This window comes from Streptomyces tirandamycinicus (assembly GCF_003097515.1).
Classification (GTDB): domain Bacteria; phylum Actinomycetota; class Actinomycetes; order Streptomycetales; family Streptomycetaceae; genus Streptomyces; species Streptomyces tirandamycinicus.
The window spans coordinates 2,559,800-2,583,105 of the sequence record NZ_CP029188.1 but is presented as its reverse complement, the minus strand read 5'-3'; the positions used below and the strand labels follow the sequence as shown (position 1 = coordinate 2,583,105).

19 protein-coding genes are annotated in these 23,306 nt (G+C 74.3%); 16 read left to right on the top strand and 3 right to left on the bottom strand.

Annotation, left to right across the window (positions count from 1 at the left end; all coding sequences use genetic code 11):
* The first annotated feature begins 365 nt into the window (after positions 1–365).
* The gene (locus DDW44_RS11360) at positions 366–2,531 is read left to right on the top strand and encodes a primosomal protein N' (RefSeq protein ID WP_108906344.1); all 2,166 of its coding nucleotides are present in this window, start codon (positions 366–368) and stop codon (positions 2,529–2,531) included.
* Positions 2,532–2,879: 348 nt separating this feature from the next.
* On the opposite strand, the gene DDW44_RS11355 is transcribed toward DDW44_RS11360, so the two are convergent.
* Entirely contained in the window at positions 2,880–3,404 is a 525-nt protein-coding gene (locus DDW44_RS11355; RefSeq protein WP_017949518.1) for a hypothetical protein, read from the bottom strand.
* Between the two features lie 278 nt (positions 3,405–3,682).
* Between DDW44_RS11355 and DDW44_RS11350 the strand changes: the two genes are divergently transcribed.
* From DDW44_RS11350 to DDW44_RS11315, 8 genes are all read left to right on the top strand, one after another.
* Positions 3,683–4,684: a zinc ribbon domain-containing protein gene (locus DDW44_RS11350; protein WP_425275632.1), complete on the top strand. Its 1,002-nt coding sequence runs from the start codon at positions 3,683–3,685 to the stop codon at positions 4,682–4,684.
* Entirely contained in the window at positions 4,681–5,613 is a 933-nt protein-coding gene (gene fmt, locus DDW44_RS11345; protein ID WP_018892456.1) for a methionyl-tRNA formyltransferase, read from the top strand. The genes DDW44_RS11350 and fmt overlap by 4 nt, the downstream gene beginning before the upstream one ends.
* Before the next feature lie 200 nt (positions 5,614–5,813).
* Complete coding sequence (locus tag DDW44_RS11340) at positions 5,814–7,244, top strand: RsmB/NOP family class I SAM-dependent RNA methyltransferase (protein ID WP_108906343.1); 1,431 nt, start codon at positions 5,814–5,816, stop codon at positions 7,242–7,244.
* Positions 7,245–7,619: 375 nt separating this feature from the next.
* A complete protein-coding gene (gene rpe / locus DDW44_RS11335; protein WP_017949522.1) occupies positions 7,620–8,303 on the top strand; it encodes a ribulose-phosphate 3-epimerase in 684 nt (227 codons plus the stop codon).
* 75 nt (positions 8,304–8,378) lie between these two features.
* The gene (locus tag DDW44_RS11330) at positions 8,379–9,425 is read left to right on the top strand and encodes a sugar-binding transcriptional regulator (RefSeq protein WP_108906342.1); all 1,047 of its coding nucleotides are present in this window, start codon (positions 8,379–8,381) and stop codon (positions 9,423–9,425) included.
* Between the two features lie 395 nt (positions 9,426–9,820).
* On the top strand, positions 9,821–10,222 hold the full coding sequence (locus DDW44_RS11325) for a guanyl-specific ribonuclease (protein WP_108906341.1): 402 nt from the start codon (positions 9,821–9,823) through the stop codon (positions 10,220–10,222).
* Positions 10,219–10,581 carry a barstar family protein gene (locus tag DDW44_RS11320; protein ID WP_018892453.1) on the top strand — a complete coding sequence of 121 codons (363 nt, stop codon included), beginning with the start codon at positions 10,219–10,221 and terminating at the stop codon, positions 10,579–10,581. The genes DDW44_RS11325 and DDW44_RS11320 overlap by 4 nt, the downstream gene beginning before the upstream one ends.
* Positions 10,582–10,686: 105 nt before the next feature.
* A complete protein-coding gene (locus DDW44_RS11315) occupies positions 10,687–12,129 on the top strand; it encodes a GuaB1 family IMP dehydrogenase-related protein (protein WP_206307211.1) in 1,443 nt (480 codons plus the stop codon).
* Positions 12,130–12,391: 262 nt separating this feature from the next.
* Here DDW44_RS11315 and DDW44_RS11310 read toward each other — a convergent pair whose 3' ends face one another.
* Positions 12,392–13,468: a GDSL-type esterase/lipase family protein gene (locus tag DDW44_RS11310; protein WP_108906339.1), complete on the bottom strand. Its 1,077-nt coding sequence runs from the start codon at positions 13,466–13,468 to the stop codon at positions 12,392–12,394.
* 430 nt (positions 13,469–13,898) lie between these two features.
* On the opposite strand from DDW44_RS11310, the gene DDW44_RS11305 reads away from it, so the two are divergent.
* The 7 genes from DDW44_RS11305 (at position 13,899) to DDW44_RS11275 (ending at position 22,263) form a co-directional block, all read left to right on the top strand.
* Positions 13,899–16,472, top strand: coding sequence for a sensor histidine kinase (locus tag DDW44_RS11305; RefSeq protein WP_108906338.1), 2,574 nt, complete (start codon positions 13,899–13,901; stop codon positions 16,470–16,472).
* The gene (locus DDW44_RS11300) at positions 16,465–16,902 is read left to right on the top strand and encodes a roadblock/LC7 domain-containing protein (RefSeq protein WP_017949529.1); all 438 of its coding nucleotides are present in this window, start codon (positions 16,465–16,467) and stop codon (positions 16,900–16,902) included. Before DDW44_RS11305 ends, DDW44_RS11300 begins: the two co-directional genes overlap by 8 nt.
* 4 nt (positions 16,903–16,906) lie before the next feature.
* A complete protein-coding gene (locus DDW44_RS11295; protein WP_108906337.1) occupies positions 16,907–17,275 on the top strand; it encodes a DUF742 domain-containing protein in 369 nt (122 codons plus the stop codon).
* Positions 17,276–17,528: 253 nt separating this feature from the next.
* On the top strand, positions 17,529–19,001 hold the full coding sequence (locus DDW44_RS11290; protein ID WP_108906336.1) for an amino acid permease: 1,473 nt from the start codon (positions 17,529–17,531) through the stop codon (positions 18,999–19,001).
* 10 nt (positions 19,002–19,011) lie between these two features.
* Positions 19,012–19,467, top strand: a complete 456-nt coding sequence (locus DDW44_RS11285; RefSeq protein WP_017949532.1) for an Lrp/AsnC family transcriptional regulator — start codon at positions 19,012–19,014, stop codon at positions 19,465–19,467.
* Positions 19,468–19,715: 248 nt separating this feature from the next.
* Positions 19,716–20,528: a carbon-nitrogen hydrolase family protein gene (locus DDW44_RS11280; protein ID WP_017949533.1), complete on the top strand. Its 813-nt coding sequence runs from the start codon at positions 19,716–19,718 to the stop codon at positions 20,526–20,528.
* A gap of 40 nt (positions 20,529–20,568) precedes the next feature.
* Entirely contained in the window at positions 20,569–22,263 is a 1,695-nt protein-coding gene (locus DDW44_RS11275) for a flavin monoamine oxidase family protein (RefSeq protein WP_108906335.1), read from the top strand.
* 272 nt (positions 22,264–22,535) lie between these two features.
* Here DDW44_RS11275 and DDW44_RS11270 read toward each other — a convergent pair whose 3' ends face one another.
* Positions 22,536–23,240 (bottom strand): DUF5995 family protein, encoded by a 705-nt coding sequence (locus DDW44_RS11270; RefSeq protein ID WP_027734316.1) that lies wholly within the window; start codon positions 23,238–23,240, stop codon positions 22,536–22,538.
* Between the last annotated feature and the right edge of the window lie 66 nt (positions 23,241–23,306).

The following is a 23,306-nucleotide window of genomic DNA, read 5'->3' as shown; positions in this document are numbered from 1 at the left end:
ACCACGCGGTCGCCGTACCACGCGGTCGTGTCGATCAGGCCGTGAGCAGACGGTGCAGGCGCCCGGCTGGGTTTCCCAGCCGGGCGCCTTGCGTGAGCGGGTGCTGAGCCGAGGGCGGGCCCCGGGCCGTGAGCAGGTCCGGGAGCCTTCCCCACCGGCCGCCCGCCGGTCCGCGTGGGCCGCCCGCCGGTCGGCGTCCGCAGGCCGAGCCGTTCGCCGGCCCCCGTTCGCCGGCCGCTCGGCGGTCGCGGTGGGCTGTTCGCCGCTCGCGGTGCGCGCCGTCCCGCGTCCCCGGCCGCGCCGGTGCCGGGACGGCGGTTCGCGGGCCCGCGGCACTGTCCGTGCCGTCTGGTAGGAATGTGGCTGTGAGCAGCGCCGACGAAGCCTCCGAGCGGCCCGGGGACGGTTCGCCGGAGCAGCTTGCGCTGATCCGGGAGACCGTGCGCAAGGCCGCGAAGCCGCGGGCCAAGCCGCGCACCTGGCGGGGAGCGGCCCTCGCCGGGGAACGGCCGGTGGCCCGGGTGGTGGTGAACAAGGGCGTACTCCACCTCGACCAGTACTTCGACTACGCGGTGCCCGAGGAACTGGACGAGGACGCGCAGCCCGGGGTGCGGGTCCGGGTGCGCTTCGGCGCCGGGTCCCACCAGGTGCGGGAGGGCCGCCGCGAAGGCGGCCGGCTGATCGACGGGTTCATCGTCGAGCGGCGGGCCGACTCCGACTACTCGGGCCCGCTCGCCGCCCTCGCGGGCGTGGTCTCGCCCGAGCCCGTGCTCAGCCCCGGACTGCTCGGTCTGGCCAGAGCGGTCGCCGACCGGTACGCGGGCAGTCTCGCCGACGTGCTCCAGCTCGCCGTGCCGCCCAGGAGCGCACGCGCCGAGTCCCGGCCGTCGCCCCCTCCGCTGCCGTCCCCGGCGGCGCCGGAGCCGGGCACCTGGACCCGGTACGAGCAGGGTCCCGCCTTTCTGAACGCGCTGGCGGGCGGGGGCGTGCCGAGGGCCGTGTGGACGGCACTGCCGGGACCGCAGTGGGCCGGTGAGCTGGCGGTGGCCGTCGCGGCGACCCTCGCGTCCGGCCGGGGTGCGCTGGTGGTCCTCCCGGACGGGCGGGCCGTGGCCCGGGTGGACGCGGCCCTGACCGAACTGCTCGGCGCCGGACGCCATGCCGTCCTCACCGCGGAGGCCGGCCCCGAGAAGCGGTACGGGCAGTGGCTCTCCGTGCGGCGCGGCTCGGTACGGGCGGTGGTCGGGACGCGCGCGGCGATGTTCGCGCCGGTCCGGGACCTCGGGCTGGTCGCGATATGGGACGACGGGGACTCCAGCCACAGCGAGCAGCACGCGCCGCTGCCGCACGCCCGGGAGGTGCTGCTGCTGCGTGCGGCGCACGAGCACTGCGGATTCCTGCTGGGCGGCGTGAGCTGCACGGTGGAGGCCGCCCAGCTCGTCGAGACCGGCTGGGCGCGGCCGCTGGCCGCGGACCGTGGACAGGTGCGCCGTGCCGCGCCGCTGATCCGCACGGTCGGCGACGGCGATCTCGCCCGCGACGAGGCGGCACGGGCCGCCCGGCTGCCGACGCTGGCGTGGCAGACCGTACGGGAGGGGCTGCGCTCGGGTCCGGTGCTGGTCCAGGTGCCCCGCCGCGGCTACGTGCCGAAGCTGGCCTGCGAGCGCTGCCGGGCGCCCGCGCGCTGCGGCCACTGCGCGGGACCGCTGGAGGCCCCGCGGGAGCAGGACCTCCGGTGCGGCTGGTGCGGACGGGACGCCGCCGGCTGGCACTGCGCCGAGTGCGGCGGAGCGCGGCTGCGCGCCCGGATCGTGGGGGCCCGGCGCACGGCGGAGGAACTGGGGCGGGCGTTTCCCGCGGTGCCCGTGCGGACGTCGGGGCGGGACCACGTGCTGGACTCCGTACCCGGCCGACCCGCGCTGGTGGTCAGCACGCCGGGCGCCGAGCCGGTGGCCGAGGGCGGCTACGCGGCGGCGCTGCTGCTCGACGGCTGGGCCATGCTCGGGCGGCCCGACCTGCGGGCGGGGGAGGAGGCGCTCCGGCGCTGGACGGGGGCCGCCGCACTGGTGCGGAGCCAGACGGAGGGCGGCACGGTCGTGGTGGTCGCCGAGCCCACGCTGCGTCCGGTCCAGGCCCTGGTGCGGTGGGATCCGGCCGGTCATGCCCGGCGCGAGCTGGCGGAGCGCGCCGAGCTGGGATTCCCGCCGGTGTCGCGGATGGCCTCGGTGACCGGGCGGGCGGAGGCGGTGGCGGACTTCCTGGCCGGAGTGTCCCTTCCCGGCGACGCCGAGGTGCTCGGGCCGGTGCCCCTCCCGCCGCCCCCTCCGGGGCGGCCGCGCCGCCCCGGCGACCCTCCGCAGGCCCCTCGGGGGGGACGCGGGCCGGGGGAGCAGTGGGAGCGCGCCCTGCTGCGCGTACCGCCCGGCAGCGGCGCCGCACTCGCCGCCGCGCTGAAGTCGGCCCAGGCCGCGAGGCTCGCACGGGGCGGCGAGCCGGTACGGATCCGGGTGGACCCGCCGGACATCGGCTGACGTGTGGCCCGTGCGGTACGCGCCGCTCGGGCGGTCACCCTCGGGGTGTTTCCCGGTGCCGGTGCGGGTGCCGGTGCTGCGGGTCCGTTCCGCGAGGGATTGCGCCGGGCCCGGCGGGGCCGCGGGGCGTGCGGTGCGGGCCCGCGGCCCCGTCCGCCCGTCGCCGGATGTGACCGCCTGCGTTCGCGGCGGCGCCGTACCGGCTCGGCTCGGCATGACACACCGCACCGCCGGGGCCCCGCCCCCCGCACCGCCTCGGTACGGCAGAGCACGGCACTGCAGGGCACGGGAGGGTCCGCCCCGGTGCACCGCGAGGGTGTGCCGGGGCGGACCGGGGGAGGGGCCGGGTCAGCCGTTGCGCGGGCCGGGGAACGCGCTGTGGTGGCGGACCTCGTCGCGCAGCGGATGGCCGCCGGGGCCCGGCTGCGGCGGCATGGAGCGTGCGGCCGGCACAGCGGGGGCGACCGGCATGGTGCGGGTCGCCCCCGGTTCCGGTTCCGCGGGCAGGGCGGTGGGCTGCGGCGCCGCCCGCCGTGATCCGTAACGGCGGTGCACCGCCTGCTTGGTGACGCCCAGAGCCGACCCCACCGCATCCCACGAGAAGCCCAGCGAGCGGTCGAAGTCGACCGCGGCGGTCACCAACGTCTCGACGCTGTCCCGCAGTTCCTGGGCGAGACGGACGGTCGGGGCGGGCGCCCGGCCGTAGACGACGAAGCCCGTGGACGGGCCCGAGCGACGTGGACGGTAGACGTTCCCCAACTGGGCCGTGAGCGTGCGCAGAGCGTCCACCTGCCGGCGGACCCGCTCGATGTCGCGCACCAGCAGGTGCAGACTTGCCCGGGCTTGGGCGTCGTGGGTTGCGTGGTCGGCCATCAGTTCTCCTAGCAAGGGGACCACCGGCTTTGCCGGTGCGGGAGTTGCTTCTCGGCGCTGCTCCGGCCTCGGCTGTGTGCACAGGTCCGCAGCGCATCGCGAAGTGGTGGCATCGTGGTAGTGGCGAGAGGTGATCGCCGGGAGTCGCTGAACCGACGCGTCTCACGGGACCCGAAGCGGCAGGCCGAGGCATACGCCGAGCGGTTGGGCATCTCGAACGGCGCCGCCGCCTGCGTCCTTCTCGCCGAAGGGCTCCGCGCCGGGCGGTGGCGTGAGCGGTGATCCGCGCACACACCGTCCTCCCGCGACCCACGGCCCGCCGGACGGCTGCGCTGGGCGAGACGCCGCGCGATCACCGCTCCCGGCACAACGGCGTGCTGCGGGAGCGCCGGGACGCCCGGCGGCACACCTCGAAGACGAGCATCACGTACGGGGACCGGTCCGCGCAGCTCAGGGAGATCCGCGCGGTCGACCCGGAGCGGCGGGGCCGCGTCAGGACGATCAGCGTCAAGCGCGAAGGCAACCGCTGGTACGTCGTCCTCGCCTGCGACGAGGTGCTCGCCGAGGAGCTGCCGCCCACCGGGGGAATCCACCCCGGGACCGCCCGCGCGCTCGTCGGCGACCACGACGTGATCGCGCACGAGCGGCTGGACACGGCGGGTGTGACCAAGAGCCCCGTACCCACGGCCGACCCCGAGCGGCCCGGCGGCTTCCTCCCGGACGGTGCTGCCGCGAACGCCGGGCTCAACCGCGCAACCCTCGACGCGGGTTGGGCGCAGTTCCTCGCAATCCCGGCGAACAGGGCTGAGAGTGCCGGTCGCCTGGTGGTCCCGGTGGCCGCGCGCGACACCTCCCGCACGTGCTCCCACTGCGGGCACGTCGCGACGGAGAACCGCGTGACCCGGGAAAGGTTGCCGTGCACGGCGTGCGGGTTCGCGGCGAACGGGGACCACGTCGGCGCGACGAACGTCCTCGACAGGGCCGGGCTGGTCCTCTGCGCGGCGGCTCGGCCACCGACGCAGGAAGCCCGCGCGTCTACGCGTGGGTGGAGTCACGAACAAGCCTCTCGAACCGGAGTTGAAAGGGGGTCGGGCCGCACCGGCAGCCCGCTTCGGTCAATCTCCCTTGACAACGCGCCACCAGGTGATCTGGTCACGCTCCGCAGGTGCGAGCGCACATGCGCGGGGCGCACGTCAGTCCGCGCGCCCCCTGTCGGCCCGCCCCATAGACTGGTGCGTCGCGCGATCACCCCGGTACACAGAGCGAGGTATTACCAGTGAAACTTGTCTTCGCAGGCACCCCCGAGGTCGCCGTACCCGCCCTGGACGCCCTGATCGCCTCCGACCGGCACGAGGTGGTGGCGGTCGTCACCCGTCCGGACGCCCCCGCGGGCCGCGGCCGCCGCCTGGTGGCCAGCCCGGTCGCCCAGCGGGCGCACGAGGCCGGGATCGAGGTACTGAAGCCCGCGAGGCCGAGGGACGAGGACTTCCTCGCCCGGCTGCGCGAACTCGCGCCGGACTGCTGCCCCGTGGTCGCCTACGGGGCCCTCCTCCCCAAGGAGGCGCTGGACATCCCCGCCCGGGGCTGGGTCAATCTGCACTTCTCGCTGCTGCCCGCCTGGCGCGGCGCGGCCCCGGTGCAGCACGCGATCCTCGCGGGTGACGAGATGACCGGCGCCTCCACGTTCCGGATCGAGGAGGGGCTGGACTCGGGCCCGGTGTACGGCGTGGTCACCGAGCACGTGCGGCCGACGGACACCAGCGGCGACCTGCTCACCCGGCTCGCCTTCGCGGGAGCCGGGCTGCTGTCCGCGACCATGGACGGCATCGAGGACGGGTCCCTGGAAGCCGTGCCCCAGCCGGCCGACGGGGTCACCCTGGCGCCGAAGATCACCGTCGAGGACGCCCACGTGGACTGGCACACGCCGGCCCTCCGCATCGACCGCCTCGTCCGCGGCTGCACTCCCGCACCCGGCGCCTGGACGCTGTTCCGCGGTGAGCGCCTGAAGCTGATCAACGTGAGGCCGCTGCCGGACCGTGCGGAGCTGTCACCCGGGGAGCTCTCGGTGGGCAAGAACCACGTACTCGCCGGCACCGGTTCGCACGCCGTCGAACTGCACTGGGTCCAGCCGCAGGGCAAGAAGCCGATGCGCGCCGCCGACTGGGCCCGCGGCGTGCGGATCGCCCCGGGGGAGACGCTCGGCTCCTGAGCGCGGGCCGCACGATCAGGACCCGAGACGCTCGGCTCCCGAGCGCGGGCGCCGGCCCCGGGACCGACGGGAACGGTCGGGAAGGGCCGAGAAGGGCCGGGAAGGGCCGGGAAGGGTCGGGAAGGGCGGGGACGGGGCGGGGCGCCCGGCCGGCCGTCGTAGGCTGAAGGGGTTCGACCTTTCCGGAACGCGGAGCACCTTTGAGCCAGCAGAGCCGTCGCCGTCCCTCCCAGCCCTACCGTCCCCCGAAGAAGGACCCCGTACGGATCCTCGCCTTCGACGCGCTGCGGGCCGTGGACGAGCGCGACGCCTACGCCAACCTCGTCCTGCCCCCGCTGCTGCGCAGGGCCCGTGAGCAGGACGGCTTCGACAGCCGGGACGCGGCTCTCGCCACGGAGCTGGTGTACGGCACGCTCCGCCGGCAGGGCACCTACGACGCGATCATCGCCGAGTGCGTGGACCGGCCGCTCCGCGAGGTCGACCCGCCGGTCCTCGACGTACTGTCGCTGGGCGCGCACCAGTTGCTGGGCACGCGCATCCCGACCCACGCCGCGGTGTCCGCGAGCGTCGAGCTGGCCCGGGTGGTCCTCGGCGACGGCCGGGCCAAGTTCGTGAACGCCGTACTGCGCCGGATCTCGCGGCACGACCTCGACGGCTGGCTGGAGCTGGTCGCACCGCCCTACGACGAGGACCCCGAGGACCACCTCGCCGTCGTCCACTCGCACCCCCGCTGGGTCGTCTCGGCCCTGTGGGACGCCCTGGGCGGCGGCCGGGCCGGCATCGAGGACCTGCTGGCGGCCGACAACGAGCGGCCCGAGGTGACGCTGGTCGCCAGGCCGGGCCGGTCGACCGCGGGCGAGCTGCTCTCCCTGCTCGGTGAGGACGGCGGGCTGCCCGGACGCTGGTCGCCGTACGCCGTACGGCTCGCCGAGGGCGGTGAGCCGGGCGCCCTCGGCCCGGTGCGGGAAGGACGGGCAGGGGTGCAGGACGAGGGCAGCCAACTCGTGGCGCTCGCCCTCGCCGGAGCGCCGCTGGACGGCCCGGACGAGAGCTGGCTGGACGGGTGCGCGGGGCCGGGCGGCAAGGCGGCCCTGCTGGGCGCGCTGGCCGCCGAGCGCGGTGCCGCCCTGGTCGCGGCCGAGAAGCAGCCGCACCGGGCCCGTCTCGTCGAGCGGGCGCTGGCGGGCAATCCCGGCCCGTACCAGGTGGTGACCGCGGACGGCACCCGCCCTGCCTGGCGGCCGGGGGCCTTCGACCGGGTCCTCGTCGACGTGCCCTGCACGGGTCTGGGCGCGCTCCGCCGCCGTCCCGAGGCCCGCTGGCGGCGCCGCCCCGAGGACCTGGACGGATTCGCCCCGCTCCAGCGGGCCCTGCTCCGCGAGGCGCTGCAGTCGGTCCGGGTCGGCGGAGTGGTCGGATACGCCACGTGCTCGCCGCATCCCGCCGAGACCCGCGCGGTCGTCGACGACGTGCTCGGGGAGCAGGGCGGCCCGATCCGGGCCGAGTGGATCGACGCCCGCCCCCTGATGCCGGGTGTACCGGCCCTGGGCGACGGCCCGGACGTCCAGCTGTGGCCGCACCTCCACGGCACGGACGCCATGTACCTGGCACTGCTGCGCCGCACGGCCTGACGGCGCTGCGCCGCCCGGGCCTCGTACCCGGACGGCGTGTGCCGCCCGGGGTCCCGGACCGGGGCGGCGTGTGCCGACTGGGGCCCGAGACCGGGGCGGCGTGTGCCGACTGGGGCCCGAGACCGGGGCGGCGTGTGCCTGCCGGGTGAGCGGACCGGGTGACCCTCGGCCGGGATCGGCCGGGATCGGCCGGGCGGCAGGCCCGGCGGGGCCCGGCGGGAACAGTCCGGCGGACCGGGCGGGTACCACCGGTCCGGTGCGAGATGCCGGATTCATGGTGATTGCGCTGCCCCTGGAGCGGGCGATGCCGCGGAAAGGGCGGCTTCCTCCGGATCCGGGGCCGAGAAGTGCCCGGGAGCATGGCAGTCTTGGCACATGGCCCAGATCAACCCCAGCATCCTGTCCGCCGACTTCGCCCGACTCGCCGAGGAGGCGCAGGCGGTCGAGGGCGCCGACTGGCTCCACGTCGATGTCATGGACAACCACTTCGTGCCCAATCTGACGCTGGGCGTTCCGGTCGTCGAGTCGCTGAGCCGGGCGACGGACACCCCGCTGGACTGCCATCTCATGATCGAGAACCCGGACCGCTGGGCACCGCAGTACGTGGAGGCCGGAGCCGGCTCCGTCACCTTCCACGCGGAGGCCGCCGCGGCCCCGGTGCGGCTGGCCAGGGAGATCCGGGCCAAGGGCGCGCGCGCCGCCATGGCGCTCAAGCCCGCCACCCCCATCGAGCCGTACGAGGACCTGCTCCCCGAGCTCGACATGCTGCTGGTCATGACCGTGGAGCCCGGTTTCGGCGGCCAGGCGTTCCTCGACATCATGCTCCCCAAGATCCGCCGCACCAGGGAGCTCATCAACAAGCACGGTCTGGAGCTGTGGCTCCAGGTCGACGGCGGGGTCTCCGCGTCCACGATCGAGCGATGCGCCGAGGCGGGCGCCGACGTGTTCGTGGCCGGATCCGCGGTCTACGGAGCCGAGGACCCGGCGCAGGCCGTCCGGACCCTGCGCGAGCAGGCCGACCGGACCATCGCGTCGGCGCCCTGGGCGTGCGACCACTGAGCCACGGCTCGGTGAACGGGGCCCTACCGGGCTGATCAACAACACCCGGATCTGTCAGGATGGCGGTTCCGGAGTGTGAACAGCAGTGAGGAGAGCGCGGTGTCTGCTATGTCGGCGGGACGGTCGGCCCTGCGGATGGGACCCGCGGAGCTGGTGCAGGCGGCGGCCATGGCCCGACGCTTCTATCTCGAGGGCAAGTCCAAGATCCAGATCGCCGAGGAGTTCGGCGTCAGCCGCTTCAAGGTGGCCCGGGTCCTGGAGACCGCGCTCGAACGCGACCTCGTACGGATCGAGATCCGCGTCCCAGCCGAGCTGGACGCGGAGCGCTCCGACGCGCTCCGCGCCCGCTACGGACTGCGGCACGCGGTGGTCGTGGAGTCCCCGTCCGACGGCGCGGACGAGTCGCCCGACCCGGAGAACCTCGGAGAGGTCGCGGCGGATCTCCTCGGTGAGCTCGTCACCGAGGGGGATGTGCTGGGTCTGGCCTGGGGCCGCTCCACGATCCACATGGCGGCCGCGCTCGACCGGCTGCCGCCCTGCACGGTCGTCCAGCTCACGGGGGTGTACGACGCCGGGACCGCGGAGCGCGGCTCGGTGGAGGCGGTGCGGCGCGCCGCGCAGGTGTCCGGCGGTGAGGCGCACCCGATCTACGCGCCGATGCTGCTGCCGGACCCGGCGACGGCGGCCGCGCTGCGCAACCAGACGGGCATCGCCCGCGCCTTCGAGTACTTCGACAAGGTCACGGTCGCCTGTGTCTCGATCGGCTCGTGGGAGCCCGGCATCTCGACGGTGCACGACATGCTCAGCGACGAGGAGCGGGCGCACTACGCCTCGCTCGGTGTCGCGGCCGAGATGTCCGCCCACCTGTTCGACGCCGACGGCAGACGCGTCGGCCGTGACCTCGGCGAACGCTGCATCACCGTCGAGGCCGACCGGCTGCGCCGCATTCCCGAGGTGGTCGCCATCGCCGGAGGCCAGCGCAAGGCGGCGGCGATCGGGGCGGTGCTGCGGTCCGGTCTGGTGACCAGCCTGGTGACGGACACGGCGGCGGCGGACTACCTCCTCACGGAGTCCCGCCCCGCGCCGCGCCCGGCGCTGGAGCGGGCCGACCCGGACCACTGACCGCGGGCGCTGATCCGGTCCGCCCGCCGTGCGCGGTCACGGCGGGGCGAGGCGGGGCGCCGGGGACGCGCCGGGTGCCGGGCGGGGTGCCGGGGACGCGCCGTCGCGGGGCGGGGTGCCGGGGACGTGTCGTCGCGGGGCGGGGTGCCGGGGACGTGTCGTCGCCGGGCCGTCCGGCGGCGTGCGCGGATCGGGCCGCAGGCGCCGGGATGCCGGGCCGCCGGGAGACCGGTGGCACGCGCCCGGCGGCGTACCGGCCGCTCGTGACGCTTCCGTCACCCCGAGCGCGGGCCTCGTCATCTGCTGCATCTGTTGCACCTGCTGCACGGGCGTTCCCGCCCCGCGCCGGGCGCTCCTCACCGCCTTCGCCGCCCCTGCGTGACAGCATCGGCGGCATGCCGAACCGGTCCTCGCCGCTCGTCCTCGTGCTGCTCACGGCCCTCACCGCCCTGCTGCTGACGGGCTGCCCGGGCGGCGGCGCCGGCACCGGGCACAGCCCCGCCGCCACGGCGCCCGCCGCCCTCGCCACCGTCCGCACCTTCGACCTGCCGCAGGAGGCCCGCGAGACCCTGCGGCTGATCGACGACGGCGGCCCCTTCCCGTACCGGAAGGACGGCAGCACCTTCGGCAACCTCGAGGGGATGCTGCCCGAGCGCGAGCGGGGCTACTACCGGGAGTACACCGTGCCCACGCCGGGCGAGCGCGACCGCGGCGCACGCCGCATCGTCACGGGACGGGAGGGGGAGGTCTACTACACCGACGACCACTACCAGACGTTCAGGGTGGTACTCCGATGAGAAACGGTCCCCTCGCCGCACTGTTCGGCGCCACCCCGGGCCGCAACATCACCGTGCTCGACCTCCACGGCGTCACCGACAAGAAGACCTTCATGGACCGCTGCGCCGCCGACCTCGGGCTCCCGGCCTGGTTCGGCCGGAACTGGGACGCCCTCGCCGACTGCCTCACCGACCTCCCCGGTGAGGAGGGCACCCTCGTACTCGTCCGCCGCTGGCAGGAGTACGCCGCCGCCCGGCCCGGGGAATGGCGGGTCGCCCAGGACGTCTTCGGCCACGCCGTCGACACCATGCCCGGGCAGCTCGCCGTACTGCTCGCCCTTGGAGGATCCGACGAGAGGGCATCCCGCGGTCCTGGATGATCGGCCCGCCCGGTTCACGGCCCCGCTCATGGGAGAATGAAGTACGTGCGTTTTCTCCCGGGCAAGTGCCCGGGACCCCTCCGAATCGACTGGGATGTTCTGCACGTGCGCTTCCTCAACGACATCAAGCCGCCGTACGACCTGACGTACGACGACGTGTTCATGGTGCCGAGCCGCTCGGCCGTGGGCTCCCGACAGGGCGTCGACCTCGCCTCCCCCGACGGCACGGGCACCACCATCCCGCTGGTCGTCGCCAATATGACCGCCATCGCGGGCCGCCGGATGGCCGAGACCGTCGCCCGCCGCGGCGGCCTGGTCGTCATCCCGCAGGACATCCCGATCGACGTCGTCACCGACGTCATCACCTGGGTGAAGACACGCCACCTCGTGCTCGACACGCCCATCGTGCTCACCCCGCACCAGACCGTCGCAGACGCGCTGTCGCTGCTGCACAAGCGCGCGCACGGGGCGGGCGTCGTCGTCGACGAGGAGCAGCGCCCCGTCGGCGTCGTCACCGAGCACGACCTGTCCGGCGTGGACCGCTTCACCCAGCTCGCCGAGGTGATGTCGAAGGACCTGCTGCTCGTCGACGCGGACATCGACCCGCGCGAGGCGTTCACCAGGCTCGACGGCGCCAACCGCAAGCTCGCCCCCGCCGTGGACGAGGACGGCCGGCTCGCCGGCATCCTGACCCGCAAGGGCGCGCTGCGCGCCACGCTGTACACGCCGGCCACCGACGCCGACGGCAGGCTGCGTATCGCCGCCGCCGTCGGGATCAACGGCGATGTGGCGGGCAAGGCCAAGCAGCTCCTCGACGCGGGCGTGGACACGCTCGTCGTCGACACGGCGCACGGCCACCAGGAGTCGATGATCGCGGCGATCAAGGCGGTCCGCGCGCTCGACCCGCGGGTGCCGATCGCCGCGGGCAACATCGTGGCCGCCGAGGGCGTCCGGGACCTCGTCGAGGCCGGCGCGGACATCGTCAAGGTGGGAGTGGGCCCCGGCGCCATGTGCACCACCCGCATGATGACCGGCGTGGGCAGGCCGCAGTTCTCCGCGGTCCTGGAGTGCGCCGCGGAGGCGAAGAAGTACGGCAAGCACGTGTGGGCCGACGGCGGTGTACGCCACCCGCGCGACGTCGCCATGGCGCTCGCCGCCGGCGCCTCCAACGTGATGGTCGGGTCCTGGTTCGCCGGTACCTACGAGTCCCCGGGCGATCTGCAGCAGACCGCCGACGGCCGGCTCTACAAGGAGTCCTTCGGCATGGCCTCCGCGCGTGCCGTCCGCAACCGGACGAGCGAGGAGTCGGCGTACGACAGGGCCCGCAAGGCGCTGTTCGAGGAGGGCATCTCCACCTCGCGCATGTTCCTCGACCCGACCCGCCCCGGCGTGGAGGACCTGATCGACTCGATCATCGCGGGCGTCCGCTCCTCCTGCACCTACGCGGGCGCGGGCTCCCTGGAGGAGTTCGCCGAAAGGGCGATCGTCGGCATCCAGAGCGCCGCCGGTTACGCGGAGGGCAAGCCGCTGCACGCCAGCTGGAACTGACGCACGCGGTAGGCGGCCGGCCGGAGCCGGTCGCCTCGCGCACCGGCGGCCGCGGCCCCGGGGGACGTCCCCCGGGGCCGCGGCCGGTCTCGTCTTCGAACGGTTCGGCCTCGTTGGCTCGGGGACGGCTCGTGGGCTCGGGGACGGCCGGTCGTCTCGGCGGGCGGTTCGGCTCCGTGGCCGCCGGGGTGGCCGGTCGTCTCGGCTGTCGGGCCAGGCCCCGGGCGCCGGGAGGCCCGTCCCGGGTCCGGCCGCGCGTCGCTCACCGAGAGGGCCGCGCGGGAGCCCGGCCGGCGGGGTCCGGGTGGACGCCCAGCGCGCCCGTCCGGGCGGGATCGGCGGCGCCACCGAACCTGCCCACGGCCCCGGTCACCGCCGCGGCGATCCGGGCGTGCCCCCGGTCGTTCGGATGCAGACCGTCCGCCAGGTCGTCCGCCGTGAGCAGACCCGCACCGGGCAGCAGCGCCAGCCGGGCGTCACCGGCGGCGACCAGGTCCCGGACCGCCTCCTCGATCGCCGTTCGCAGGTCCCGGAGCGTCGCGCCCAGCGCGTTGCGCGTCGTCTCGGCGTCCGGGCGCAGGAGGGGCGAGACCACCAGCAGCGGCACGGCCGGGTGCCCCTGCCGGACGAGGGAGACGAAGGCACGGGTCGTCTCGTACATCAGGGGAGCGGAGCAGGGGACGCCCGACCAGCAGTTGGTGCCGAAGGCCAGGGTCAGCAGGTCGGCGGGGAGCGAGGCGAGCTGCTGGGCGGTCGCGAGCTCGCCGCGGGCCGAGCCGGCGTACCCGAGGTTGACGCAGTCCAGGCCGAGGGCCCGTCCGGCGGCCGAAGGCCAGGCGTGCGCGGGCCGGGTGGACCACCAGCCCTCGGTGATCGAGTCGCCGTGGACCACCCAGCGGGGCCGTCGTGGCGCCGGGGCCAGCCTGCCGCCCAGCCCGCGCACCCCGAGGACCACCGGCGCCTGGGACTCCGGAGGATGGACGGTGAACGGCCCCGGCGCGGCCGGAAGGGGGATGGTGACCGCCGCCTCCTCCGCGGGCTCGGTGAACGACTCGGCCACGCAGCGGTCGCCGTGCCACAGCGCGAAGCAGTGGGCCAGATCGCGCAGTGCCTCGGTCGGGCCCGGCACCCGGGCCCGGTAGCGCACCTCGACGGCCCGGGCGCCGTCGGGGGCCGTGAACTCCAGCCGCACGCCGATGGGGAGCGCGGCCCGCTCCCTGGTGTCCCACGGCAGCCGGGCCAGATCGCCGGGATCGGCCCGCACCGGACGGCCGCGGTCGAGCCAGGCCACGCCGCGGAGGAACGGTTCGGGGTCGAGCCAGTGCGGGTCCGGCGTCATGCGGGCCTCCGTCCGGTCGGGTACGGGATCGACTGCGGGACCCGACTCCTACCCGCGCGGGGCGACGGGTGTGCGTCGGGGTACTGCGGGATCGGGCGCGGGGCCGGACTCCTACCCGCGCGGGGCGAAGGGTGCGTGCCGTGCGGTCGCCGCCCCGGGGTGGTCCGCGTCCGCCGGGTGCCTGCGAACGCGCCCGCCCCCGCCCCCGCCCCCGCCCCCGACGCACCCCGCCGCTCGCCGCCGGCCGGGGGGCCGTGGCGGTCGGCCGTCGAACGCCCCAAGCCGGCGGCCGGCCGCCGGCATGGGGCGTTACCGGCGGGCAGCATTGCGCCGCCGGACGCCGATCGCGTAGTTTCTGCCCCTACCCGGCGGTAGCACCCCCGCTGGCCGTATGTCCCGAGCGTCCAGGGGGGAGCCCATGCGCCGGCGAATGCGCCCTCCCACGATCCGCGGCAGGATCGTGGCCCTCACCGTCGTGCCCGCCGTGGCCCTGCTGGCGCTGTGGAGCTTCGCCATGGTGTCCGTGACGGGGGACCTGCGGGCGCTGATCCGCCTCCAGAGCGTGTACGAGACGTTCGGCACCCCGGTCGACACGGCCGTCGGCCAGATCCAGATCGAACGCCGGCTCGCGGCCGCGTATCTGGGCGCCGGCCGCCGCGACGCCGGGGCGGCCGACGCCGCCCCGCTGCTGGCCCAGCAGCGTTCGACCGACCGGGCCGTGCAGGCCATGCTCGACGCCGTCGGCGACCGGGACCGGCGCGAGGACCTCACCGACCGGCAGCGGGAGTCCCTGGACACGATGGCCCGGGCCGCCTCGCGGCTCGACGCCCTGCGGGACCGGGTGGTCGAGCGCCGGCTGTCCTGGAGCGAGGCGGTGGAGGCCTATACGGTGATCGTCGAGCCGACCTTCGACGTCCAGTCCCAGCTCACCGCGCTGCAGGCCGGGCAGCTCGCCCGCGAGGCGCAGGTGGTGGTGGAACTGGTGCGGGTGCGGGAGTTCGTCTCCCGCGAGGACGCCCTCGTCGCCGGCGCGCGGGCCGCCGGGGCCGTCACCGACACCCAGTACGACGCGCTCACCGCGGCCATCGAGGACCGGCGCGTCTTCCACCGCACCTACGTCCCCGATCTGCCGGCCGACTCCCGGAAGCTCTTCACGGACTTCCAGCGGAGCGCCGAGTACCGGGCGCTGACCGCGGGAGAGGACGCGCTGCTGAGGGCCGGTGCGGCGAACGCGGGCCAGGCGGTGGCGGACGCGTCGTGGCGGACCACCACGGACCGCGCGGTGAAGCGGTACATGCTGCTGTGCACCCGGTCGGCCCTGAACGCGGCCGAACGCGGGCGTGCCTTCGCCTACCGCGAGATGGTCGAGGCGGCCGTCGTCGGATTCGCCGGTCTCGCCGCGGCCGGTTTCTCCGTGTGGCTGTCGGTGAGTGCCGGCCGGCGGATCGCCGGACGGCTGGAGGAGCTGCGGGACGCCGCGGACGTCCTCGCCACCCGGCGGCTGCCCGAGGTGATGGAACGGCTCGGTGCGGGGGAGGACGTCGACCCGGCCGCCGCGGCGCCGCCGCTCGACTTCGCCGACGGGGACGGTGAACCCGACGAGATCGCGCAGGTGGGAACGGCCCTCAACGCGGCACGCCGGGCGGCCGTCGAGGCGGCGGTGAAGCAGGCGACCCTGCGCCGCGGCGTCTTCGCCGTGTTGCTGAACATCGCGCGGCGCAACCAGGCGCTGGTGCACCGGCAGGCGAAGCTCGTCGACACCCTGGAGCGGCGGACCACGGACCCCGACACGCTCGAGGAGCTCTTCCGGATCGATCATCTGACGACCCGGATGCGGCGCCACGCCGAGGGCCTGATCATCCTGTCGGGAGCGGCTCCCGGACGGCGGTGGCGCAAGCCGGTGCCGCTCGTGGACGTGGTGGGGGCGGCGGTCGGCGAGATCGAGGACTACCCGCGGGTCGTGGTGCCCCCGATGCCCGCGGTGCGCGTCGGTGCCGACGCCGTGGCGGACGTGGTGCATCTCGTCGCGGAGCTGGTCGAGAACGCCGCGGCCTTCTCCCCGCCGCACACCCGGGTGACGATGCGCACGAGCGAGGCCCGCAACGGCTTCGTCCTGGAGATCGACGACCGCGGCCTCGGCATGGACGGCGACGAGCTCGCCCAGGCCCATCGCACCCTGGCCCGGCCGGGCGACTTCGACCCGGTACAGGACGAGCGCCTCGGCCTGTACATCGTGGGCCGTCTGGCTGCCCGGCACGGCATCACCGTCACCCTCACCCGCTCCCCTTACGGGGGGACCACCGCGGTGGTGCTGCTGCCGAACGCGATCATCACCCCGGCGGATCCGGCGGACGCGGCGGACCCGGACGCGGACCCCGAGGCGGCCCGGATCCCGGTCCGGTCCTCCGCGCCGGACGGGCGGCACGGGGCGGCCGCCGCAGGCGTGGCGGTGCTCGCCGGGACGCCCGGGACGCCCGGGACGCCCGGGACGCCCGGGACGGAGGAGCGCAGGACCGGCCGCGGGACCGCCCCCGGAGCGGACCGCGGTCCCGCCGGCCCCGCACCGCTCTCCGGCCCGCTGCCGGACGGCGACCCGGCGCAGCCCGGGACCGGGACCGGCCCCGCACCCCGGGCCGGTGGCGGAGCGCAGCTTCCGCACGCCGCGGCGCCCCGGCCCCTGCCCACCCGGATCCGGCAGGCGTCGCTCGCCGCCCCGCTGCGCGAGGGACCTCCCGGAGCGGGGCAGGACCCGCCCGGAGCCGAGGACCGGGAGGTCAGCGCGGAGGAGATGCGGGCCGTCTTCGGGGCCTTCCAGCGAGGGCTCGAGCGCGGGCGGAGCGGCGAGCCGGCCGGTAGCGGTCGGGCGGAGAGCGAACGGCGTACGGACGGTCGGGCCGAGGGCGAACGGCGTGGGAGCGGTCGGGCCGAGAGCGATCCGCCCGGGAGCGCGCCGGGGGACCGGCCGGGGACCAGGAACGACGAAAGGACGGGCGACGATGGCTGAGCCGTACGACGGAGAGACAGGGCGGACCGACGCGAGCGGACTCGGCTGGCTGCTCGACGACCTGCTGGAGCGGACCGACCACGTTCGTCAGGCCGTGCTGCTCACCGCGGACGGCCTGGTCAGCTGCGCATCCCGGGGCATGCCGCAGAGTGACGTGGAGCATCTCTCCGCCGTGTGCGCGGGCTTCCACAGCCTCGCCAGTGAGACCGGTTCCCGATTCGCGGCCGGGAAGGTACGCCAGACGATGGTCATGCTGGACGGCGGCTACCTCTTCATCACCCCGGCCGGCGACGGCAGCCGGCTCGCGGTGCTCAGCGGCGCCGAGACGGAGGTCGGACAGCTCGCCCACGAAATGGCGCTGCTGGTGAAGCGCGTCGGCCGGCACATGACCGTTCCCGCGAGGTCGGCGGACGAGGCCCCCGACGCGTAGTCCCGTGAACGATCACTGGTACGAGGACGAGACCGGCCCGTTGGTGCGGCCGTACACCGTCACCCACGGTCGGACCCGTCCCGCCACGGACCACCACATCGACCTGATGTCGCAGGTCAAGGCCGTCGAATGGGACAAGCCGGACCCTCGGCTCGACCACCCCCGCACCGCGCTGCTGGAGCTGGTGCGCCGGGCGCCCCGGCCGGTCGCCGAGGTCGCGGCGGACGCCGACATGCCTCTCGCGGTCGTCCGGGTCCTGCTCGCCGACCTCGTCGAGGCGGGCCTGGTGCGGGTCTTCGAGCCGCCCGCCGGCCGGGGTGCGCACGACCCGTCCCTGCTGAGGGAGATAGCCGACCGGCTCCGGGAAATCTGAACACCTTTGCGCGGCCGTGCAACGTTCCTCCGCGGTCGCCGCCAGCACGCAACGATCATTCGCGAGTGCGCAAAGCTCATGCATTACGGTCGGGAACGTCAACCTCGTAGGGTCCTGCCTGTACGTGGAGTGGCGGGGACCGTCTGCTCGGCGATTCCCCCGCTTCGGGCTGTCCTCAGCCATGCCCGCGCCGGGCCGCCGTGGTCGCCGCCTCACCGCTAGCAGCGATAGGCAGCGATAAGGAGCCTCCCCAGTGTTGGACCACGGCGCAGCGCCCCCCGTCACTCCCCAGAGGGGTCCCGGTGGCCCGGCCCAGGGCCTCGGCAGCCGTCTGATGCGGCGCAAGCCCGTCGAGCAGCTCGTCGCCGAGGGCGGCCAGGGCGAGGGCGGCACGCTCCGCCGCTCGCTCACCATGTGGCAGCTGACCATGATCAGCATTGGTGCCACCCTCGGCACCGGCATCTTCGTCGTGCTCGGCGAGGCCACGCCGCTGGCCGGCCCGGCCGTGGCGATCTCCTTCGTCGTCGCCGGTCTGACCGCCCTGTTCTCGGCACTGTCGTACGCCGAGCTGGCCGGCTCCGTGCCGGTGTCCGGCTCGTCGTACTCCTACTCGTACGCCACGATGGGCGAACTGATCGCCTGGGTCTGCGGCTGGTGCCTGGTGCTGGAGTACGGCGTCTCCGTCGCGGCCGTCGCCGTGGGCTGGGGCGAGTACCTCAACGAACTGCTCCACGGCACGATCGGGGTGACGATCCCGAGCGCGGTCGGCGCGCCGGTCGGCGAGGGCGGGTTCATCAACCTCCCCGCGCTGGTCGTGGTGCTGCTCGCCATGGTCTTCCTGATGGGCGGCGCCAAGGAGAGCGCACGGGTCAACACGGTCATGGTCGTCATCAAGATCGTGACGCTACTGCTCTTCATCGGCATCGGCTTCATGGGCATCAAGGCCGGCAACTACGCCCCGCTCGCCCCGCTCGGCGTCACCGGCATCAGCGCCGCCGCGGCCACGCTCTTCTTCTCGTACATCGGCTTCGACGCCGCCTCCACCGCCGGTGAGGAGGCGAAGAACCCGAAGAGGGACCTCCCGCGGGCGATCATGCTGTCGCTGCTGATCGTCACCGTGCTCTACTGCCTGGTCGCCCTGGTCGCCGTCGGCGCCATGCCGTGGCAGGACTTCGAGGGCACCGAGGCGGCGCTCGCCCAGATCATGAAGGACGTCACGGGCCAGAGCTTCTGGGGCGTGGTGCTCGCCGCCGGCGCGGTCGTCGCCATCGCCAGCGTCGTCTTCGCCGTGCTGTACGGCCAGACCCGCATCCTGTTCGCGATGTCCCGCGACGGCCTGGTCCCCAAGGTCTTCGCCAAGGTCAACGAGAAGACCGGCGCCCCGCGTGCCAACACCGTGATCGTCTCGCTGTTCTGCGGTGTCCTGGCGGCCTTCATCCCGCTCGGCGAACTGGCGAACGCCACCAGCATCGGCACCCTCTTCGCCTTCGCGCTGGTCAACGTCGCCGTGGTCATCCTCCGGTGGAAGCGCCCGGACATGAACCGCACCTTCAAGGTGATGCTCTTCCCGGTCACCCCGATCCTGGGCTTCCTGTTCTGCGCCTACATGATGCTCAGCCTGCCGGGCGTCACCTGGGTGTGGTTCGCTGGCTGGATGGCGGCCGGGCTCGTGTTCTACTTCCTGTACGGCCTTCGCCGCTCCCGGTTGGCAACAGCAGAGAAGTGATCCACCCCCCGTGCGACTGAACGATCTCGACGAACGCATCGTCCACGCCCTCGCCGAGGACGCCCGCCGTTCCTACGCCGACATCGGTTCGCTCGTCGGCCTGTCCGCGCCCGCCGTCAAGCGGCGCGTGGACAGGCTCCGGGCGGACGGGGTCATCACCGGCTTCACGGTCCGCGTCGACCCGGGCGCGATGGGCTGGGAGACCGAGGGCTTCATCGAGATCCACGCACGCAGCAACACCTCGCCCGAGACCATCAAGCGCGGCCTCGAGCGGTACCCGGAAGTCGCGTCCGCCTCCACCGTCACCGGTGAGGCGGACGCGATCGTCCAGGTCTTCGCCTCCGACATGCGCCACTTCGAGCGCGTCCTGGAACGGATCGCCGGCGAACCCTTCGTGGAGCGGACCAAGTCGGTCCTGGTGCTGTCGCCCCTGCTCAGGCGGTTCTCCTCGGGGGCACCGGCCTGATCCTGGGGCACCGGCCCGACCCTCGGAGGCCCGCCGGGACACGGCGGGACCCGGCGGGAAACGCCGGGGCCGCCGGGCAGCACCGGGGCGCCGAGCGCCCGCGTGCAACGAATCGCCGATGCCCCCCCGATCCACGCAACGGATCGAGACTCTGAACGCAACGGTCCCACCTTGTCCCGGCGGTTGGCCGGAACGTACGGTTTTTGACGTCTCCCCGACACCCCGCCCACTCCTTCCGAGGTAGGTCCATGCCGCCGCTGCGCACAGCCCTGCTCCAGAGCTCCGGGACCCCCGGCGACATCGCGAAGAACCTCGAGATCCTGGACACCCACGCGGCCCGGGCCGCCGCCGAGGGGGCCGGTCTGCTCGTCGCGCCGGAGATGTTCCTGACCGGGTACGCGATCGGCGCCGACGTGCACCGCCTCGCCGAGACCGCCGACGGCGCCGGTGCCCGGGCGGTCGCCGCGATCGCCGCCCGCCACGGGATCGCCGTCGTCTACGGCTACCCGGAGCGCGGCACCGGTGACGAAGCGGAGGCGGTGTTCAACGCGGCGCAGCTGATCGGTCCCGGCGGCGAGCGCCTCGCGAACTACCGCAAGACCCATCTCTTCGGCGGCTTCGAGAAGGAGTGGTTCACCCCCGGCGACGAGTCGGTCGTCCAGGCCGAGCTCGGCGGCCTCCGGGTCGGCCTGCTGATCTGCTACGACGTCGAGTTCCCGGAGAACGTGCGGGCCCAGGCCCTGGCGGGAACGGACCTGCTGGTGGTGCCGACCGCGCTGATGAACCCCTTCCGGTTCGTCGCGGAGAAGCTCCTCCCGGTCCGCGCCTTCGAGAGCCAGATGTATGTGGCGTACGCCAACCGCACCGGCCCCGAGGGCGAGTTCGACTTCGCCGGGCTGAGCTGCCTCGCCGGCCCCGACGGCATCGTCCGGGCCCGGGCCGGCCTCGGAGAGGACCTGGTGACGGGCGACGCCGACCCGGACCTGCTGGCGGCCTCCCGCGCCGACAACCCCTATCTGCGCGACCGCCGCCCCGGCCTGTACGGGCCGCTCGCCCGCTGAGAACTCCCGTCCCGCCCCGCCACACCAGGAGCAACACCCCATGACGTCCACGGTGCCCACCTCCGTCCCGCACTCCGACGCGCAGCCGCCGATCACCATGTTCGGGCCGGACTTCCCGTACGCCTACGACGACTTCCTCGCGCACCCGGCGGGCCTGGGCCAGATACCCGCGACCGAGCACGGCACCGAGGTCGCGGTCATCGGCGGTGGCCTCTCCGGCATCGTCGCCGCGTACGAGCTGATGAAGATGGGCCTCAAGCCGGTCGTCTACGAGGCGGACCGGATCGGCGGCCGGCTGCGCACGGTGGGATTCGAGGGCTGCGACCCGTCGCTCACCGCCGAGATGGGCGCCATGCGCTTCCCGCCCTCCTCGACGGCGCTCCAGCACTACATCGACCTGGTGGGGCTGGAGACCCAGCCGTTCCCCAACCCGCTCGCCGAGGCCACCCCCTCGACCGTCGTCGACCTCAAGGGCGAGTCGCACTACGCGCGGACCATCGACGACCTGCCGCAGGTGTACCGCGACGTCGCGAAGGCCTGGAACGACTGCCTGGAGGAGGGCGCGGACTTCTCCGACATGAACCGCGCCATGCGCGAGCGCGACGTGCCGCGGATCCGCGAGATCTGGGCGAAGCTCGTGGAGAAGCTCGACAACCAGACCTTCTACGGCTTCCTCTGCGAGTCCGAGGCCTTCAAGTCCTTCCGGCACCGCGAGATCTTCGGGCAGGTCGGCTTCGGCACCGGCGGCTGGGACACCGACTTCCCCAACTCCATCCTGGAGATCCTCCGCGTCGTCTACACCGAGGCCGACGACCACCACCGCGGCATCGTCGGCGGTTCCCAGCAGCTGCCGCTGCGGCTCTGGGAGCGCACGCCGGAGAAGATCACGCACTGGACGTACGGCACCTCGCTGGCCATGCTGCACGCGGACGGCGAGCCCCGCCCCGCCGTGACCCGGCTGCACCGCACCGCGGGCAACCGCATCACCGTCACGGACGCCTCCGGCGACATCCGCACCTACCAGGCGGCGATCTTCACCGCGCAGTCCTGGATGCTGCTCTCCAAGATCGCCTGCGATGACTCGCTGTTCCCCATCGACCACTGGACGGCGATGGAGCGCACGCACTACATGGAGTCGTCCAAGCTGTTCGTGCCGGTGGACCGGCCGTTCTGGCTGGACAAGGACGAGCAGACCGGCCGCGACGTCATGTCGATGACGCTCACCGACCGGATGACCCGCGGCACCTACCTGCTGGACGACGGCCCGGACAAGCCCGCCGTCATCTGCCTCTCCTACACCTGGTGCGACGACAGCCTGAAGTGGCTTCCGCTGTCGGCGAGCGAGCGCATGGAGGTCATGCTCAAGTCGCTCGGCGAGATCTATCCGAAGGTCGACATCCGCAAGCACATCATCGGCAACCCGGTGACCGTGTCCTGGGAGGACGAGCCCTACTTCATGGGCGCGTTCAAGGCCAACCTGCCGGGCCACTACCGCTACCAGCGGCGGCTGTTCACCCACTTCATGCAGGACCGGCTGCCCGACGACAAGCGCGGCATCTTCCTCGCCGGCGACGACATCTCGTGGACGGCCGGCTGGGCCGAGGGCGCGGTGCAGACGGCGCTCAACGCCGTGTGGGGCGTGATGCACCACCTCGGCGGTACCACCGACGCCACCAACCCGGGCCCGGGTGACGTCTTCGACGACATCGCCCCGGTGGAGCTCCCGGAAGACTGAGGGCTCCGCGACCTTCGCCTCGTCCCGGTCCGGGACCCGCGCCCGAGGGTCCCCCGTGAACGCACCCCCGCCGCCGACCGCGATCCGGCCGGCCCCGGGAGGTCACCTCAGCCGCCGCCGGCCGGGAATCCCGGCCGGCGGCGGCTCCGTCCGTACTCCGGGGCAGGTGTCCCCGGCCGGTGGCGGCTCCGTCCGTACCCCGGGGCAGGTGTCGCCGGCCGATGGCGGCTCCGTCCGTACGCCCGGGAAGGCAGCCCCGGTCAGGACCTCCGTCAGCGCAGCGGAGTGAGCAGGCAGCGCCCGACCAGGCCCACCCCGGCGTCCAGTCGTTCGGTGAACTCCGCTGCGAGCGCCGGGAGTTCGCGCAGCCCCCAGAGCAGCCGAGCCGCCGACCAGGCGCCGTCGCGGGCCCGCTCAAGGCTCCACGAGCCGAGCAGATGGGTCAGCGGATCGGCGATCTCCAGAAGATCGGGGCCGGGCATCAGATCCTCGCGGATGCGCTCCTCCAGCATCGTGAGGATCTCACCCACGCGGTCGAAGTCCCCCTCCAGGTCCGGCGGTCGGCAGTCGAGCGTACGGCAGGTGTCCACGACCGCCAGCCCGAGGTCGTGCCCGATGTGCGCATTGATCCCGGCCAGCGCGAACTGCAGCGGGCGTACACCGGGATGACGGCGCAGCTGGAACAGCGGGCGCCAGCAGGCCGGTGCCCGGCCGCCCGCGGTCACCGTGTCCGCCGCCGCCAGATAGCGCTCCGCGAAGAGAACCTGCAGGGTGACGGCCGACCTGCGGTCGGGGAACTCGCCCCGGTCGATGCGGCGGCCGAGTTCCTCCGTGACGGCCAGGTAGACACGGTTGAACACCGCGATCCCGTCGTCCACCGGCCAGCCGGAGCGGAACGCCCGCATCCGGGCCAGCACCGTGTCGACCGGCGCACGGTGTGCCTCGCCGCCGGCCGCGTACTGTGCGATCTTCGCCATGGGGGCAGCGTCCCAGGCATAGGCTCGGCCAGGCGCCGCCCGGCGGCAGGTGTCCCCGGAACGGGG

Bases quoted from the DNA above. Each gene is read 5' to 3' on its own strand.
- DDW44_RS11355 (WP_017949518.1), bottom strand. From the start codon at position 3,404: ATGGCCGACCACGCAACCCACGACGCCCAAGCCCGGGCAAGTCTGCAC.
- rpe (WP_017949522.1), top strand. From the start codon at position 7,620: ATGGCCCAGATCAACCCCAGCATCCTGTCCGCCGACTTCGCCCGACTC.
- DDW44_RS11325 (WP_108906341.1), top strand. From the start codon at position 9,821: ATGCCGAACCGGTCCTCGCCGCTCGTCCTCGTGCTGCTCACGGCCCTC.
- DDW44_RS11320 (WP_018892453.1), top strand. From the start codon at position 10,219: ATGAGAAACGGTCCCCTCGCCGCACTGTTCGGCGCCACCCCGGGCCGC.
- DDW44_RS11310 (WP_108906339.1), bottom strand. From the start codon at position 13,468: ATGACGCCGGACCCGCACTGGCTCGACCCCGAACCGTTCCTCCGCGGC.
- DDW44_RS11305 (WP_108906338.1), top strand. From the start codon at position 13,899: ATGCGCCCTCCCACGATCCGCGGCAGGATCGTGGCCCTCACCGTCGTG.
- DDW44_RS11300 (WP_017949529.1), top strand. From the start codon at position 16,465: ATGGCTGAGCCGTACGACGGAGAGACAGGGCGGACCGACGCGAGCGGA.
- DDW44_RS11280 (WP_017949533.1), top strand. From the start codon at position 19,716: ATGCCGCCGCTGCGCACAGCCCTGCTCCAGAGCTCCGGGACCCCCGGC.
- DDW44_RS11275 (WP_108906335.1), top strand. From the start codon at position 20,569: ATGACGTCCACGGTGCCCACCTCCGTCCCGCACTCCGACGCGCAGCCG.
- DDW44_RS11270 (WP_027734316.1), bottom strand. From the start codon at position 23,240: ATGGCGAAGATCGCACAGTACGCGGCCGGCGGCGAGGCACACCGTGCG.